Source organism: Alcanivorax nanhaiticus (assembly GCF_000756665.1).
In the GTDB taxonomy this organism is placed as follows: Bacteria; Pseudomonadota; Gammaproteobacteria; order Pseudomonadales; family Alcanivoracaceae; genus Alcanivorax; species Alcanivorax nanhaiticus.
Genome location: NZ_ARXV01000007.1, coordinates 86,807 through 101,707 on the forward strand (window position 1 = coordinate 86,807; position 14,901 = coordinate 101,707).

Consider the following 14,901-nt stretch of genomic DNA (forward strand, 5'->3'; position numbering starts at 1 on the left):
GCTCGTAGCTCGTAGCTCGTAGCTCGTAGCTCGTAGCTCGTAGCTCGTAGCTCGTAGCTCGTAGCTCGTAGCTCGTAGCTCGTAGCTCGTAGCTCGTAGCTCGTAGCTCGTAGCTCGTAGCTCGTAGCTCGTAGCTCGTAGCTCGTAGCTCGTAGCTCGTAGCTCGTAGCTCGTAGCTCGTAGCTCGTAGCTCGTAGCTCGTAGCTCGTAGCTCGTAGCTCGTAGCTCGTAGCTCGTAGCTCGTAGCTGTCGTTATGCTTTGACCCGGTAGATTGCGATCTCCCCGAACAGGTTTGGCCACAGTTTGGCGAGGAAGCCGCTGCGGTGGTGACGGTTGATTACCTGACGTTCAAGGATGCGCACATTGTGTTTGTAGCAGTGGGTTTCGAAGTCCTGCACGGTACACAAGTGGATGTTGGGGGTGTTGTACCATTCGTAGGGCAATGTGGAAGATACCGGCATGCGGCCCCTCAGTGCCAGGTAGCTTCTTACCCACCAGTGGCCGAAATTCGGGAAGGTGATAATGGCCTCACGGCCGACCCGCACCATTTCGTTAAGGATCTGGTCGGGGCGCAGAACGGCCTGCAGTGCCTGGGTCATCACCACATAATCAAATCGGCCATCCTGAAAATTGCCAAGGCCGGCATCGAGATCCTGTTCCAGTACATTGACGCCTTTCTCAAAGCAGGCGGCCAGGTTGTCCTGATTGATCTCCAGGCCATAGCCACGGGTTTGCTTGTGCTCGCCCAGCCAGGCCAGCAGGGTGCCGTCACCGCAGCCCAGATCGAGCAGGGTGGCACCTTGTGGAATCCAGTCGCTGATCAGTTGCAGGTCATCACGCATTGGTGTTCTCCACACTGTTGATGCTGTTCTCCACTTCATTGGCGACCCGATGCATATAGGCACCGAACAGCTTTACGTATTCAGGGATATCCAGCAGGAAGGCGTCATGCCCCTTGGGGGTGTCGATTTCCGCATAGCTCACGTCGCGGCCGGCATGTACCAGGCCGTCAACAATTTCGCGGCTGCGCTCCGGCGCAAAGCGCCAATCCGAGGTGAAGGACATGACCAGGAACTTGCAGCTGGGCTGGGCCAGCGCGGTTTCCAGGTTGTCTTCGAATTCCCGGGCCGGATCGAAGTAATCCAGCGCCTTGGTCATCAGCAGGTAGGTGTTGGCGTCGAAGTTGCGCGAAAACACCTCGCCCTGATGGCGCAGGTAGGACTCTACCTGGAATTCAACGTCAAACCCGTAATGAAAGCGCCCGGCACGCAGGTCGCGGCCGAACTTCATGCGCATGGCGTCGTCACTGAGATAAGTGATATGTCCGACCATGCGCGCCAGAATCAGGCCCTGACGAGGGTAGGTATCGTGGAGGTAATAGCGACCACCATGGAAATTCGGATCGGTCAGGATCGACTGGCGGGCCACTTCATTGAAGGCAATATTCTGTGCCGACAGTTTGGGCGCCGCCGCAATCACCACGCAATGGCTGAGCCGCTCGGGATAATCGATTGACCATTGCAGGGCCTGCATACCACCCATGCTGCCGCCAATCACAGCCGCCCAGCGCTGGATGCCCAGTACATCGGCCAGCCGGACCTGGCTGTTGACCCAGTCCTTGATGGTCATCATGGGGAAATCCGGGCCCCAGGGCTGTCCCGTCTCCGGATTGATGGAGGACGGGCCGGAGGAGCCATGGCAACCGCCCAGATTGTTCAGGCACACCACGAAGAAACGGTTGGTATCGATGACCTTTCCAGGGCCAATACAGGTATCCCACCAGCCGGGACGCTTGTCGGCCATACTGTGGTAGCCGGCAGCGTGGTGATGACCGGACAGGGCATGACAGATCAGCACTGCATTGGAAGCATTGCTGTTCAAGGTGCCATAGGTTTCGTACACCAGGTCGTAGGCCGGCAGCGTGCGCCCGCACTCCAGTTCGAGTGGAGTATCGAAATGATGGTTTTTCGGCTCGACCAGTCCGACGGAATCGGCAGGAATCTGTTGCGGCATGATGACTCGCTTGCGTCTGTTGCCGCAAAGTCTAAAGCCCGTCCGGTGGCCGTGCAATCGGCCACCGGCGAGAAGGTGGTGTTATCTCAGGTTAGCGGGCTGTAGTCGGCTTCTTCGTGGTGCTGGCGGATATCGATGTAGTCATCCAGTGCACGATGGACCTGATTGCGTTGTACCTTCCGGTCTACATCGATAATAAGCAGGTAGTTGCCACTTCTTACCGACCGGATATAGGGCAGCAGGTGGTGATTGGGGTGAGAAATACCCCGCAAGCCGCCAACCCAGGCACCAAAGCAGGTAAAGAAAAGCGCGGTGAGCGCCCAGATGCCCAAATGGGCATCAGTACCCCAGGGATCTGCAAACGCCACGGCATAGCCTGCAATCAGGCCAATCATGAAACCACGGGTCGCACCGCTGTAACCATCCGCCATCAGATCGGTATCTTCCCAGGGGGTAGTACTATTGATTCCGAGGCGTTCCAGTTCGCCGTTATCACGGGCCATGACATGCACCCGGTCTCCGCCAAAGCCGGCATCGTCAAGTCGGCCAATAGCATTGCGTACCTGCTGAAGAGTGGGGACGAGATAGTAGATCCTGTACATACGCGATTCCCTCCTTCGTAATAGATGCCATCACGCTAGGCGTGGACAAGTGAAGAATTGATCAAAACATGATCAGCAACAGGTGAAAGATGGCAAATCGTGAATTACTGGACCGGTTGTACGCTCAGGTGGCTAACGATGAGGATGCCCGTACCTGCAAGGACATTAGCGAGGAAGCCTGTCGAGAAGTCCCCGGCAATTTTTTCCGGATCATTACTGCCAATGCGCTCACCAAGATGGGCGACCTGCTCATCAATCCGAAGACGGTGCTTGCCTGGTTGATCACGGCAGTGGGGGCTCCCGCCTGGTTGGTCGGGTTTTTGGTTCCCATTCGCGAATCGGGCTCGCTTATCCCGCAGCTGATGATTGGGGCATGGGTGCGTCGCTATCCCGTGCGAAAAGGGTTTTGGGTGTTGGGGGCCGCGTTACAGGGGGTGGCAGTACTGGGCATGGCCGTGGCTGTGTGGTGGCTGGAAGGGATGCAGGCGGGTATGGCGATTATTGGCCTGTTGATCCTGTTCAGTATCAGCCGGGGCTTCTGTTCCGTGGCCATGAAGGACGTGCAGGGCAAATGCATTCCCAAAGCCCGCCGGGGGCGTTTGACCGGACTGTCTGCGACGCTCTCAGGGGGGATCACCTTCGCGCTGTCGTTACTGATCTTCCATGGCGATGCAGATCCCGGTCGGGCATTTTACACTGCGCTTTTGGCAGGAGCGGGAGTGGCCTGGCTCGCGGCTGCCTGGGTGTTTCTCACGGTGGATGAATACCCCGGGGCCAGCGAGGGTGGCCATAATGCGTTCCGCGAGGCGTTGGCCAGTTTGCGTCTGCTGAAAACCGATGTGCCTTTTCGCCGCTTTGTGGTTACTCGCGCATTACTGATGTCGTCATCTTTGGCTTCGCCGTTTCTGGTACTGCTGGCACAGGATCAATCCTCATTGCCTTTGCTGCTGGGTAGCTTTGTTCTTGCTTCCAGCCTGGCCAGTACCGTGAGCGCTACCTTCTGGGGATATATGGCGGATACCTCAAGCCGCAACGTGATGATTCGGGGCGGGGGGCTGGCAGCGATGATCTGCATGCTTGCCGGTGCGTTTGCCCTGTGGGCACCGGAAGTGTCCTGGCTGCATTGGCTATTCCCGGTGGCCTATTTCGTACTTGCCATTGCCCATGCGGGGATTCGCATTGGACGTAAAACCTATCTGGTGGATATGGCCGGCGGGACCAAACGAACCGACTATACGTCGGTGAGCAATACGGTCATTGGCGTGCTGCTGTTGGTGGTAGGGGCATTTAGCGCGGCGGTGGCAACGCTGGGCAATGACTGGGCATTGCTGGTGCTGGGTGTGCTGGCGGCAACTGGGGTCGTTAGTGCGCTGTTGCTGGATGATGTCTGAGTCGCCGTCTGGTCGTTTGTTAGCGGAGTTCTGGAGGAAGCCCAAAAAGCTGTTCGGTGGCGGCCAGTGTCATGTTGATGCCTTTGACCAGGCACCAGCGTGATCCGGCGGCATTGGCCGCCACATTGGCACCGTGATAGGACCAGGGCGTGTTCATGAAAATGGTGACCCTGCCAGGTTTGAACGGCACCAATGTGGAGGCCTCAGCGGTGCAATCGCGGACATGATCCCTGGCCCGTTTGGCCATCACCTCCACCCCCTGCGGGCCGCAGATCTTTGGGCCATGGAATAGCCGGGTTCCCCAGTCTTCCTGAAAATGCTGATCCGGGTCCAGATACAGAATCAGGCTGTACAGCCGGTTGGGCCAGTCCATGTGCGTGGGCAGGCAGTTGCCGGGTGCGCGGATGTTGAGAGCGCCACTGGTAGACCAGGGCTGTAGCTCCACTTTGGCGAGCTGTGATTCCGGGCTGGAAAACAGGTCGCGATAGAGGTTTTCCATGGCCGGTCTGAAGAGCGTGTGGATAGCCTCAGCCACCTCTTCACTGAACAGTGCCGCATTGCAGTCCTGCCAGAAGTGGCGCTCAGCGGGTCGCCAGTTGAGTAGTTCCTCGCTTTCATCCCATATCTGGAAAGTCTTTAGTCCATAACCCTCATCGTTGAACTCCTGCGGTGCGGGGAGGTGTGCGTATAGTGTTTGCAGGAACGCCCCGGAGAGGCCCCCATCAATAGACGCATGGGGAAACGGGGCGTGAATCACTTCGCTGTCACGAATGGCCTGGAGAAATCGCTGTTGTTCAGTGTGCATGGGCCGGTTACCTGCTCGACGTTTTCCAGTAGTCATTGGCGATAGCGATGGCGGCGGCGACATCATTTCGGGGCAGGGTGCGGGTAATATCTTGTGGTAATTCCCACCAGCGGCTGGCCAATAGTGCATGGCGAGTGGCCTCATCGAAACGGTATTTGATTACCTTGGCCGGCACGCCGCCGACAATGGCGAATGGCGGTACGTTCTCGGTCACGATAGCGCCTGCAGCAATGCAGGCCCCATGGCCAACACAGACGCCTTGCAGGACGACCACATTGTGTCCAATCCACACGTCGCTGCCGATGACAGTGGGATAGACGCCGCTCTGATAGATTTCCTCGGCGGTCATCTCGCCACCCATCTCCTCTTTCAGATTCAGCATGCCGGTGGTGAGCTGATTAACGTTATGGCTCACAGAGCCAAGAGTGGCCAGAGCGCTGATGGAAGTGCTTCGCCCGACGACAAGATTGCTGGGCATCTGGGTGCTGCACTGGTAATAGCTGTTGCGGCCCATCAACAGGTTGAATGGCTGGAAGGTATCGCTGATCACGCTTTCGTGTTCCAGAAAACAGGCATGCTGATGATTGCCACCAAAGGCAGAGAGCGATAATTCTTCCGGGTGCAGCCAGTCCGCGAAGCTGGCCAGTTGTTTCAGCCGATTCAGTTTTTGTTCGTCAGTAATCATAGGGGAGTTCCATGTGGCCAATGCAGGGAGGCTGGAACGTCTGCCAGAGACTGGCCAGCCTGCTGGTATTGCGCCAGTGGCGAATGAACGTGAGAAAACGCAACGCGGCGATCCTGTCCGGGGCCAACGATGCCCTTGCGGTGAGTCAGCGACACATCGAAAACGATGGCAGTGCCGGCCCGTCCTTCAATGGGGGTGAAGGGCAGTTCTTCTCCAGCACAGGGGCAAGGATCCTGATACTCGATGTGGTTTTCCCAGAGCTGCAGCCGTGTTGCATGGTTGCGGTAATGGGTGCCGCGTTTCACTTCGATGGCACCATTTTCTACGCTGGCGTCGGAGATCAGAATCATCAGTCGCAGTGACAGGGTTGGGTCCCAGTGGGTGTGATGATTACCGGGGCCATCCAGGTGACGTTTGGGGGTGTCGTAGCAGATGGAGGCAAACTGGTTGCTGGCGATGGGGCTGCGAAAATAACGACTGCCAAGCTCATGAAACCAGTTTGCGAAGAGGCATTGATGCAGGGTGTGCAATCCGTTTTCCGGCAGGTCAACGGCTCGGGCCGGCAGGATCTGCTCTCCCTCCATGGGCGGTGCCAGTTCAGCACCTTTGAGGGGCGCTGAAAAACAGCGTTTGTGTTCCTGCATCAGGGGTTCACACTGATCAGCATACAGGCCGGGAAAGATGACGACGCCATCGCGTCGCAAATGTTCGGTGGCCTGATCCAGATTGATCTTCATCCCTCCAGCTCCTGTGTCAGTCTCTGGTTGGCGTAGTGGTACAGGGCATATTCGCGAGAATAGCGCTGCTGAAAGGCTTGCCGATAGGCGCTCATGTCCAGATCGTCATCAGTGCGCGGGCTGGCATTTTCCACGGTGATGGCGGGCATGGGGCGGTTCAGCTTGCGGCTTAACAATTGCACGGATTCTTCAAATCGTTCGGTAATGCCAATGAACAGAAAACGTTGGCTGAGCCACTGCTGGATTTCAGCGCTAGTGCTTTTCCACAGGTCAAAGGGAAGCCCAAGGAAATTGAGTAGCCGATGGGATTGCAGTTGTTCATCCAGATACCGGGTGACGGGAACGTCACCAAGGTCGCCCAGGCGACGTTGGAAGTAATAGCCGGACAGGGTCATTTCGAACGGATCACGCAGCAGGGTAATGAACTGACGGGCATCGGGATAATAATCCAGTGCGCCGATGGGCCAGCGATGATGGAAGAAGTGGCCATGCACGCAGGCGTTTTCTGTTAATGCGGTTTTTTCCGGGGGGCCGGGATTGTCCGGTTCGTCTGGATAGTGCAGGTGCAGCCGGTCGTTGAAGTAGCTTTCCAGGCAGCGGGTGAAACTGGTGCCGCCACATTTGGGAATGTGGATGGATACCAGTAGCTGGTCAGGGGAATAAGTCAGATAGTCCTGCATGGGCCGTTACCTTATTGCATGGTCAGCAGTGAGGGAAGCTGCTCACCGCTTTCCAGCCTTAGCAGGGTATAACCGATACCGGCCAGACCCGTCATCATGCCCGGTTTCATCAGCTCTCCCCCGGGGATTGCCCAGCGCTGTATTGAGCGTTGTCTGTCCAGCATCCTCTGGGCCAGGGCGGCGGCCTGCTCGGCTTTACCCAGATTCAGCCACAGCTCGATCAGTCCGCAGTTACCCATGGGAAGGTGATCCCACTGCATCAGGTCGCGTTGGTACAGGCGCTCGATCACTGCCTCCCGCTGTGGGTTGGTGCTGCCATAAAGCGCCTCATGTGCCTGCAGGGCGAGAACGATGCCATATGGCCCATGGGCCCAGCCGTCGATGTCGGACCTGGATTCCGGGGCGGCGGCGATGCGCCAGTTGCTCTTGTCAGCCACCCAGAGTGATTGCAGAAAACGGCGACAGGTTTCCAGTGTCGCTTTGATGGTGGCGTCGTCACGGATGCTGCTGTCCTGGCTTGCCAGTTGGCACAGGCGCAACATGGGGCCGGCAATACCGTGCCCGGCACCGCTCTGGAAGTCGGCAGGTTGCGCTGAGGGGGTGGATGGCCACCCCGCCAGCAGAGAAGGCTGATCGTAGGCGACAAAGTGTTGGAGCAGGCTCTGCGCGCTATGTTGTCGGTCCTGATTCGTGAGCCAGCGATCCAGGGCTGCGCTGCGGCCCGCGACACCGGCAATCCAGTCCATATCGTTGGCCTGGTTCGGTTTGACGGTGCCGTCGAGTAGCGGGGTCAGGAGGGTATCCCGGATCTGGATCAAGGCGGTGTCTTCAGTGAGCCTGGACGCGTGATCAAGCGTAAACAGAACCGAGCTGCGTCCCAGGCAGGCGCCGTGCTGGTCATCGATTTCGTGGTGCCAGTCGCCGGCCAGTGTTTGCAGATGGGCGAAGCTGCTCTTGCTGGCATCCAGAAAACGCTCGGCCCCTGTGTTTCTGGCAAGCGCCGCGAAAAACAGGCCAAGGCCGGCCAGGCCGTTATACATACTGTAGCCAAGCTTGCGCACCGTGCGCGGCGTATTGGGACCTTGTGATTGCGGGGCAGCCCAGTTGAGTTGCCCTGCTTCCCCTTCTGACCATGCCATCTGCAACAGCATATCGCCGATGCGGGTAGCGGCCTGTAGCGGCGCATCAGTGATGCCTGCCGTACGGTTCAGTGATGGGGAGGGCTCTCTGGTGGTGAACAGGCTGGTGCGGATCAATCCGAGCTGGAAGGCAATATTGCTGTCATCGAGCTCGGCAAAACGCTCGCGGATCGTGTCCAGGCCGGAACTGGAAAAAATGGCAACGGTGTCACCGTCAGGGGATACCCAGTCTGTGCTGTCGGCCCTGGCGGTAAAGTGGGGTACATCGCCTTGCTGCAACGCGCGCTTCTCTTCCTCCAGAAACGGCCACACATGCGGACAGGTGTCATGACTCAGGAAGGTCGACGCCAGACACTCCTGCTCAATCTCGGCATCCAGGGTGGTCAGCGAATGGCGAGGATGACGGATGGCGTATTCCAGTGAGGTGTACAGGCTGGTATCCCGAACCAGAAAGCGGACCTCGCAATCGGCAAGCTGTGTGGCGAGAGCGTTGTGCCAGGCGGGTTGGGCGGCGAGGGCGCGGGCAGGATCTACCAGTGACTGGAAGCCCTCAATAACGGCGTTGGTATAGTCCGAGGGCTCGGGCAGTGAGGCGATCTGGGTGGCATTTTCGACGCAGACCCACTCGGATTTCAGAGCCATCCTGTCGGTGTTGATCTGGCTCCACCCTGAGGTCTTCAGGCCGGTTTGGTACTGTTTGCCAGCGGACATGCCGCTGATCTGGACAAGCGTATCGTTGCCGTAGGATTCCCAGCTGGGCAGCAATGATGAGCGCAGGACAGTGTTGTCCTCTGCCCGGTTGTAGAGGCTTTTCCCTGGTTTGCCTGCTGCCGGGCCATTCTCGAAAAGCGGCAGGGGAGAGGCGAGCATTTCGGCATCAATCACCACCGGGCCCTGTGATGACGGCAAGACATTTTCATCATGCAGATCTGTGCCGGCAAACACCCAGGCCGCAAAAACCACTTTGCCTGCCTGGTGGTAATAGGGTTCCGGGTCGCCCGGGTTGGCCACCACCTCTTTGGCCCAGCCATGATCGTCACGACTTAACACGGCGGGCACCATGGATTTCAGACCAGGGTCCAGCAGGCTCATCAGATCGGCGGCGCGACTTTCCAGTGCCATGCCGCGGGGCTTGTAGTAAACCGTGTTGCCATCGGCAAATTCGGTGCGGATCACGGTCAGGCCACCATGGTGTCGGTCCGACAGGCCGGTGCTGACCGCGCAGACCGGGCCGGTTTTCGGCAGGCCAAACTGGCTGGCCAGTGCCGCCCTGTCTTCTGACAGGTGTCTGGCAAAGCGACGTTGGGCACATTGCCATTGAGTCAGACTCAGGCTGGCCAGCCGGGTGGCGTAGGCGTACTTGAGCAAAAACGGTGCGATGTCACCGTTGACCAGATTCTGGATGAACGTCTGGTAAAGGGCATTGCCGTCGGTGCCGGAACCCTGCTGCTGACTTACCCGGAACAGGGAAAATTCATGCTCAAGACAGCGACCCAGCACTGCGGACAGGCGACTGAGCAAATCCCGGCACAAGGTGTTCCGGGCACCTTCCGAAAGCTGTGCCGTCCACTCCGGGCATTCCTGCACGAGTTGGGCATTCTGCTGCGCAATCAGGGGGACAAAAAGGTGTTCGAACGGAATGGGGTCATCGCGCTGCAGGTAGCCCTGGTTGTCGGATGAGGTTGTTCCCTGTTGCAGGCAGTGTTGCAGCGCCCAGGCAGTGTCCAGCCAGGCGGGAAGGGGGGCGTTCTCCTTGAGGGTGCCGGGGCGTAGACGCTCCAGCAGTGTGGGCTCATCCAGTGCAATGTGATCCCATGCCAGACGCTTGTGCAGGCTGTCTGGCTGGAAACGATTAAGCACCTCCTTCCACCGGGTCAGGCGTCGCTGTGCGATTTGCATTGCTGCCTCGCCAGATGTCGGGTGCAGGAACTCCCCGGAGAGATGGTCAGCAAGAGACAAGGAACGGGCGGCAAGGGTGTGCTTGAAGGTATCAGATTGCATGCGTCCGGCTTCCGGAGGGCGAAGCAGGGTGTTCCTGATTATCGCGCAGGGTTCGGTAAAGGGTGGATTGTTCCATCAGGGTGTCATGGGAGCCCTGAGCTACCAGACGGCCTCGTTCCAGCAGGATGATCCAGTCCGCACTGACGATGCTGTCCAGTCGGTGGGTAATGATAAAACGGGTGATGCTGGCATGACGCTGGTGCACGTTCTCCAGGATCAGGCTTTCATTAAGACGATCCAGTTGGGAGGTGGCTTCATCCAGAATCAGGATGGGTTTGTGGCTTAACCATGCTCTGGCGAGGGCTACCCGCTGGCGCTCCCCGCCGGAAAGGAGTTCTCCTCCTTCGCCACAGGGCGTAGCCAGTCCTGTTTCCCGCTGGGCGATCACCGGTTCCAGCTGGCTGGCCTGAACGGCCTCACTGAGTCTGTCTGCGCTGCAGTCGGCGTCCGCAAAGCGGATGTTGTAGTCCAGGGTGTCATCAAAAATGCCCGTGCGCTGCGACACGTAGAGGGTGTGATGCTGCCTGCTGGCCTCATCCACCGGTTCGCCGTCATAGCGTAGTGTGCCTGCATCAGGGCGAATCAGTCCGCCCAGCACTTTCATCAGCATGGACTTGCCGGCACCGCTCTGGCCGATAATGGCAACGGTGCTGCCCACCGGGATATCCAGGCTTACAGCATCGAGCAGGGTCTCTCCTTCCGGACTCACCACGCAGACCTGATCCAGGGAAAGGCGGGTGCGGGGCGCTGCGGTTGTGCTCTCGCTTTCCCGAGCTGGCTCAAGGCCCAATTCCTCAAGATTCTGGATATCCGAGCGGGACTGGATGAAGGCGGTGTACAGCAGCCCTACGGCCTGCAGTGGGGTGAATACCTGAAGCATGTACATGTTGACCATTACCAGGTCCGCGACGCCAGCCTGATTGGCCTGTATGTCCCGCACTGTCAGGTAAAGCATCATCCCCAGCCCGGTATGGACAATGAGGGACTGGATGACCTTGCTCCGGGACAGGTGCCGTTGCTGCAGCTGCCAGTCGCGATGCATCAGGGACTGCCTGTCTTCAAGTCGCTGGCGTTCGCTGGCCGCGTTATCGAACTGCTGCACTACTTCATAGTTGGCGAGGCTGTCGCCGATCACGGCATGGACATCGTTATCGGTTCTGATCCGGTTTGCGTAGAGCGTTTTCTGCTTTTGCGCCATGTGGATGGTGAAGCGCACATAGACAAACAGTGTGAGGATCAGAATAGCGGCGAAGGCCAGGCTTTGGGTCACGCCCAGCACAATGGCGGCGATCAGGCAGAACAGGGCATTGGGTAGGAGGTTGAATAGCGCCACGCTGCTCAGGGACTCCAGGCTCCACGCGGCGCGGGTCATCATCTGGGTCAGTTTCGGCGAGGCATGACGGGAATGAAATCCGTTGGTCTTGGCATGCAAGGCGGTGAGCGCCAGGCTCAGGAAGCGTTGCTGGGTGCGTTGTATCAAGGGCAGGAAAAGGACAAGGCGAGCCTCGTCTGCAACCACCACGAATAATGAGGCCAGGACATAACCGGCCAGCAGCCACAAAGCCACATCTGTGCCTTGCTGCTGTTCAAATCGTGCCACAAGGGTGGCAAACAAAATGGGAATACAGGCCTGAATGACACGGGATACGCCTAGCAGTGACAGCGTGGATGCGGAAGCCGCAAGATGGGATTGCAGGGTTTCCCTGATCAGGCGATAGGCGAGCATGGGCCGTTGGCAGAAAACAAGCAGGCACCCGGAAAGGGTGCCTGCTGGTCGTCAGACAATTGCTTAGTTACAAGCGATATTGCGAGACTGGTTTTTGCAGTAAGCATTTTCGCTGCCCATTACCGGGGTGAAAACGCTTTCCAGCAGTTTGCTGTCTACGGTTTGCTCAGCCTGCTCGTCGATGGCTTTGGCGGAGTTCAGTTCGGCTTCGATGTCGTCTTTGAATTCGATCATTGTCGTTCCCTTTCAGTAATAAATGCTGGATTTTGTATACCGAAGTGTGAAGTTGTTCCCATTTCAGTACTGCCTAATTGATACCAGCCGATCCTTGGGGCGGCAATACCCAATATGGGGTATATGGCCCGCTCATCGGGTTAAAGCCGCTTTTCAAACAACAAATCCCAGACGCCGTGCCCCAGTTTTTCGCCGCGACGTTCGAATTTGGTCTCGGGCCGCCAGGCCGGACGCGGAGAAAATTGGCCGGTGCCCGCCTGATTGGTGAAGCCCTCCGCGTCCTGCATGATCTCCATCATGTGCTCGGCATAGTTTTCCCAATCAGTCGCCATGTGCAGAATGCCACCCGGTTGCAGTTTCTGGCGTACCCGTTCTACCCAGGCGGGTTGAACAATGCGACGTTTGTGGTGCTTCTTCTTGTGCCAGGGATCAGGAAAATACAACTGCACCCGCGACAGGCTGTTATCCGGGATGCATAGCTCGAGAATTTCTACTGCATCATCACAATAACTGCGCAGGTTGGAGAGCCCCTGTTGTTCTATCTCCATCAGTAATGCCCCGACTCCGGGTCGGTGGACCTCGATACCGATAAAATCCTTGTCCGGATCTGCCTTGGCCATGGCTGCCAGGGATTGGCCCATGCCGTAACCGATTTCCAGTACCCGCTCTGCATCGCGACCGAAAACCGTTTGCGGATCCAGCATGCCCTGATCCCGCTCCAGTCCAAAGGTGGGCCAGAGTGTGTCCAGGGCGTTGCGCTGTCCGGTGGTCAGGCGACCTTCGCGCAGCACAAAGCTGCGGACTTTGCGCATGACCTTGCCGGTTTCCGGGTCCTTGTCCTGTTTGATGAAATCGAGCATGGGAAATTCAGCTACATGTTGAAAGTGGAAGGCTCGCAGCCATGGAGACGGACCATGAAACCGCTGTCTAGACCAGTACTCCGCACTGCGGAGTACTCAGGTATTGGGTCGCGATTGTAGCAGAAAGCGCACAAAAGGCCTGTTCACGCGCTGTTCATTGGGTGGGCCTGATACTTTTCATGGAAGATCACTCTTCCCCAATACTTACCCCTGGCACTGACCTCCCCCGGCAGTGCCTTTTTTTTGCCGCTGTGCGGAAGGCCGGATCAAGAGGTTGCTGTGGCAGCTTGGCGGCAAGCGATCCGAGCGACAGTAAGGGCAAGAAGCGAGTTGCGAGACACGAGTTTCGAAAGGCAACCAGCCTTGTGGAGCCTGGTTTGGATTTTGATATTTGTAACTCGTAACTCGTAACTCGTCAGGCGTCTTTTATCTGCTCAGCCCGTCCAGCGGTGAAGAGGCTGAGGCGTAGGCCTTGCGCGGCATGCGGCCGGCGAGGAAGGATTCGCGGCCGGCTTCGATGGCTTTCTTCATGGCGGAGGCCATCAGAACCGGTTTCTGGGCATGAGCCACGGCGGAGTTAAGCAGTACCCCGTCACAGCCCATTTCCATGGCGATGGCGGCATCGGAGGCGGTGCCCACGCCGGCGTCGACGATGATCGGCACCTGGGCTTCTTCCATGATCAGGCGGATGTTGTGCGGGTTGAGGATGCCCAGACCGGAACCGATCAGGGAACCCAGCGGCATCACCGCAACGCAGCCCATGTCTTCCAGTTCTTTTGCCACGATGGGGTCGTCGTTGGTGTAAACCATCACCTTGAAGCCGTCGTCGATCAGTTCGCGGGCAGCGGTGAGGGTGTGGGGAATGTGCGGGTACAGGGTTTTCTGGTCACCCAGCACTTCCAGTTTTACCAGGTCATGACCATCCAGCAGTTCCCGGGCCAGCTTGCAGCAGCGCACGGCTTCTTCGGCCGTGTAACATCCGGCGGTGTTGGGCAGGATGGTGTACTTGTCCGGGGTTATGTAATCCAGCAGGTTGGGTTCGCCGGCGTTCTGGCCAATATTGGTACGGCGAATGGCCACGGTGACAATCTCTGCGCCGCTGGTTTCGATGGCGTCGCGGGTTTCGTCAAAATCCTTGTACTTGCCGGTGCCGATCAGCAGGCGGGAGGAGTAGGTTTTTCCGGCAATGGTGAGCAGATCGGACATTCTGGCCTCTATCAATTCGGTGGGTGGTTAACAGTCTTTCAGTAACGGTAGAGCAGACCGGGGCAATCAGCCTCCACCGATGGCGTGGACAATTTCCACCACGTCATTGTCGTTCAGGGTGAAGTCGCCATGCTGGCTCTTGGGGATGATCTCCCGATTCACTTCTACTGCCAGACGGCGGCCGGTGAGTTCCAGCTGGGCCACCAGATCGGCAACGGTGGTGCCGGTCAGGGTGAGCGTATCGCCATTTACGGTGAGTTTCATGATCTTGATCAAGCGTGTTTGAAAAGGGACCAGGCCAGCATCAGCCAGCCAATGATCAGGGCAGTACCGCCCAGCGGGGTAATGGCGCCAAGCCACTTCTGTCCGCTGAGTACCAGTATGTACAGGCTACCACTGAATACCAGCATGCCAGCAAATATCACCCAGCCGGCGGCGATCATGCTGGAAGCACCGAATGTCTTGGCCAGCAAGCCGGTGAGTAACAGGGCAAGCGCATGGTAGAAGTGATATTCACTGGCGGTGGCCCAGGTGGCCAGCAGGGATTCATCCACACGGGCTTTCAGGCCATGGGCACCAAAGGCGCCTAGGATCACGGCCAGCGCGCCGTTGATGGCGCCAAGAACAAGCAGGATTTTCATTCAGGGCTCCGCAGTGGCGGTCAGAACAGGTGCCGCCTCGGGTTGCACAGTGTACCGGAATATCAGGGGTGCGGGGTACCTTCGTTGCGACAGGGGACTGGTTTTCCGGGGGGGAGCAGTGGGGGGCTGTGGCGAGGTACGAGAAGCGAGTTTCGAAAGTCAAAGGCAAAACCTTTCCGG

The 14,901-nt window shown here is 58.0% G+C and carries 15 protein-coding genes; 1 reads left to right on the top strand and 14 read right to left on the bottom strand.

From position 1 onward, the window contains the following. Window positions 1-252 precede the first annotated feature (252 nt). The 3 genes from metW to Y5S_RS10245 all read right to left on the bottom strand — a co-directional run bounded on the left by metW (window position 253) and on the right by Y5S_RS10245 (window position 2,616). Window positions 253-843, bottom strand: coding sequence for a methionine biosynthesis protein MetW (gene metW / locus Y5S_RS10235; RefSeq protein WP_035232760.1), 591 nt, complete (start codon window positions 841-843; stop codon window positions 253-255). Further along, complete coding sequence (gene metX, locus Y5S_RS10240) at window positions 836-2,014, bottom strand: homoserine O-succinyltransferase MetX (RefSeq protein WP_035232761.1); 1,179 nt, start codon at window positions 2,012-2,014, stop codon at window positions 836-838. The genes metW and metX overlap by 8 nt, the downstream gene beginning before the upstream one ends. An 86-nt stretch (window positions 2,015-2,100) precedes the next feature. Continuing rightward, a complete protein-coding gene (locus tag Y5S_RS10245) occupies window positions 2,101-2,616 on the bottom strand; it encodes a hypothetical protein (RefSeq protein WP_035232762.1) in 516 nt (171 codons plus the stop codon). Window positions 2,617-2,705: 89 nt separating this feature from the next. Between Y5S_RS10245 and Y5S_RS10250 the strand changes: the two genes are divergently transcribed. Beyond that, window positions 2,706-4,007: an MFS transporter gene (locus Y5S_RS10250; protein ID WP_035232763.1), complete on the top strand. Its 1,302-nt coding sequence runs from the start codon at window positions 2,706-2,708 to the stop codon at window positions 4,005-4,007. 19 nt (window positions 4,008-4,026) lie between these two features. On the opposite strand, the gene Y5S_RS10255 is transcribed toward Y5S_RS10250, so the two are convergent. The 11 genes from Y5S_RS10255 to Y5S_RS10300 all read right to left on the bottom strand — a co-directional run bounded on the left by Y5S_RS10255 (window position 4,027) and on the right by Y5S_RS10300 (window position 14,721). Beyond that, on the bottom strand, window positions 4,027-4,812 hold the full coding sequence (locus Y5S_RS10255; RefSeq protein WP_035232764.1) for a hypothetical protein: 786 nt from the start codon (window positions 4,810-4,812) through the stop codon (window positions 4,027-4,029). A gap of 7 nt (window positions 4,813-4,819) precedes the next feature. Then, window positions 4,820-5,497 carry a CatB-related O-acetyltransferase gene (locus Y5S_RS19150; RefSeq protein ID WP_052041522.1) on the bottom strand — a complete coding sequence of 226 codons (678 nt, stop codon included), beginning with the start codon at window positions 5,495-5,497 and terminating at the stop codon, window positions 4,820-4,822. Further along, entirely contained in the window at window positions 5,494-6,234 is a 741-nt protein-coding gene (locus tag Y5S_RS10265; RefSeq protein WP_035232765.1) for a phytanoyl-CoA dioxygenase family protein, read from the bottom strand. Before Y5S_RS10265 ends, Y5S_RS19150 begins: the two co-directional genes overlap by 4 nt. Continuing rightward, window positions 6,231-6,914, bottom strand: coding sequence for a sulfotransferase family protein (locus tag Y5S_RS10270; RefSeq protein WP_035232766.1), 684 nt, complete (start codon window positions 6,912-6,914; stop codon window positions 6,231-6,233). The genes Y5S_RS10265 and Y5S_RS10270 overlap by 4 nt, the downstream gene beginning before the upstream one ends. Before the next feature lie 11 nt (window positions 6,915-6,925). After that, window positions 6,926-10,054, bottom strand: a complete 3,129-nt coding sequence (lanM, locus tag Y5S_RS10275; RefSeq protein WP_035232767.1) for a type 2 lanthipeptide synthetase LanM — start codon at window positions 10,052-10,054, stop codon at window positions 6,926-6,928. Next, window positions 10,044-11,780: an ABC transporter ATP-binding protein gene (locus tag Y5S_RS10280; protein WP_035232768.1), complete on the bottom strand. Its 1,737-nt coding sequence runs from the start codon at window positions 11,778-11,780 to the stop codon at window positions 10,044-10,046. The genes lanM and Y5S_RS10280 overlap by 11 nt, the downstream gene beginning before the upstream one ends. Before the next feature lie 63 nt (window positions 11,781-11,843). Continuing rightward, a complete protein-coding gene (locus Y5S_RS19710; protein WP_156107713.1) occupies window positions 11,844-12,014 on the bottom strand; it encodes a hypothetical protein in 171 nt (56 codons plus the stop codon). 140 nt (window positions 12,015-12,154) lie between these two features. Continuing rightward, a complete protein-coding gene (trmB, locus tag Y5S_RS10285) occupies window positions 12,155-12,874 on the bottom strand; it encodes a tRNA (guanosine(46)-N7)-methyltransferase TrmB (protein ID WP_035232769.1) in 720 nt (239 codons plus the stop codon). Window positions 12,875-13,300: 426 nt separating this feature from the next. Further along, window positions 13,301-14,080 (bottom strand): thiazole synthase, encoded by a 780-nt coding sequence (locus Y5S_RS10290; RefSeq protein ID WP_035232770.1) that lies wholly within the window; start codon window positions 14,078-14,080, stop codon window positions 13,301-13,303. Between the two features lie 66 nt (window positions 14,081-14,146). After that, window positions 14,147-14,344 carry a sulfur carrier protein ThiS gene (gene thiS, locus Y5S_RS10295; protein ID WP_035232771.1) on the bottom strand — a complete coding sequence of 66 codons (198 nt, stop codon included), beginning with the start codon at window positions 14,342-14,344 and terminating at the stop codon, window positions 14,147-14,149. 8 nt (window positions 14,345-14,352) lie between these two features. Continuing rightward, complete coding sequence (locus Y5S_RS10300; RefSeq protein WP_035232772.1) at window positions 14,353-14,721, bottom strand: DUF423 domain-containing protein; 369 nt, start codon at window positions 14,719-14,721, stop codon at window positions 14,353-14,355. Window positions 14,722-14,901: the final 180 nt, after the last annotated feature.

Coding starts and splice junctions, on each gene's coding strand:
- Y5S_RS10250 (WP_035232763.1), top strand. CDS start 2,706: ATGGCAAATCGTGAATTACTGGACCGGTTGTACGCTCAGGTGGCTAAC.
- Y5S_RS10300 (WP_035232772.1), bottom strand. CDS start 14,721: ATGAAAATCCTGCTTGTTCTTGGCGCCATCAACGGCGCGCTGGCCGTG.
- Y5S_RS19710 (WP_156107713.1), bottom strand. CDS start 12,014: ATGATCGAATTCAAAGACGACATCGAAGCCGAACTGAACTCCGCCAAA.
- Y5S_RS10290 (WP_035232770.1), bottom strand. CDS start 14,080: ATGTCCGATCTGCTCACCATTGCCGGAAAAACCTACTCCTCCCGCCTG.
- Y5S_RS10255 (WP_035232764.1), bottom strand. CDS start 4,812: ATGCACACTGAACAACAGCGATTTCTCCAGGCCATTCGTGACAGCGAA.
- trmB (WP_035232769.1), bottom strand. CDS start 12,874: ATGCTCGATTTCATCAAACAGGACAAGGACCCGGAAACCGGCAAGGTC.
- thiS (WP_035232771.1), bottom strand. CDS start 14,344: ATGAAACTCACCGTAAATGGCGATACGCTCACCCTGACCGGCACCACC.
- metW (WP_035232760.1), bottom strand. CDS start 843: ATGCGTGATGACCTGCAACTGATCAGCGACTGGATTCCACAAGGTGCC.
- metX (WP_035232761.1), bottom strand. CDS start 2,014: ATGCCGCAACAGATTCCTGCCGATTCCGTCGGACTGGTCGAGCCGAAA.
- Y5S_RS10280 (WP_035232768.1), bottom strand. CDS start 11,780: ATGCTCGCCTATCGCCTGATCAGGGAAACCCTGCAATCCCATCTTGCG.
- Y5S_RS10270 (WP_035232766.1), bottom strand. CDS start 6,914: ATGCAGGACTATCTGACTTATTCCCCTGACCAGCTACTGGTATCCATC.
- lanM (WP_035232767.1), bottom strand. CDS start 10,054: ATGCAATCTGATACCTTCAAGCACACCCTTGCCGCCCGTTCCTTGTCT.
- Y5S_RS10245 (WP_035232762.1), bottom strand. CDS start 2,616: ATGTACAGGATCTACTATCTCGTCCCCACTCTTCAGCAGGTACGCAAT.
- Y5S_RS10265 (WP_035232765.1), bottom strand. CDS start 6,234: ATGAAGATCAATCTGGATCAGGCCACCGAACATTTGCGACGCGATGGC.
- Y5S_RS19150 (WP_052041522.1), bottom strand. CDS start 5,497: ATGATTACTGACGAACAAAAACTGAATCGGCTGAAACAACTGGCCAGC.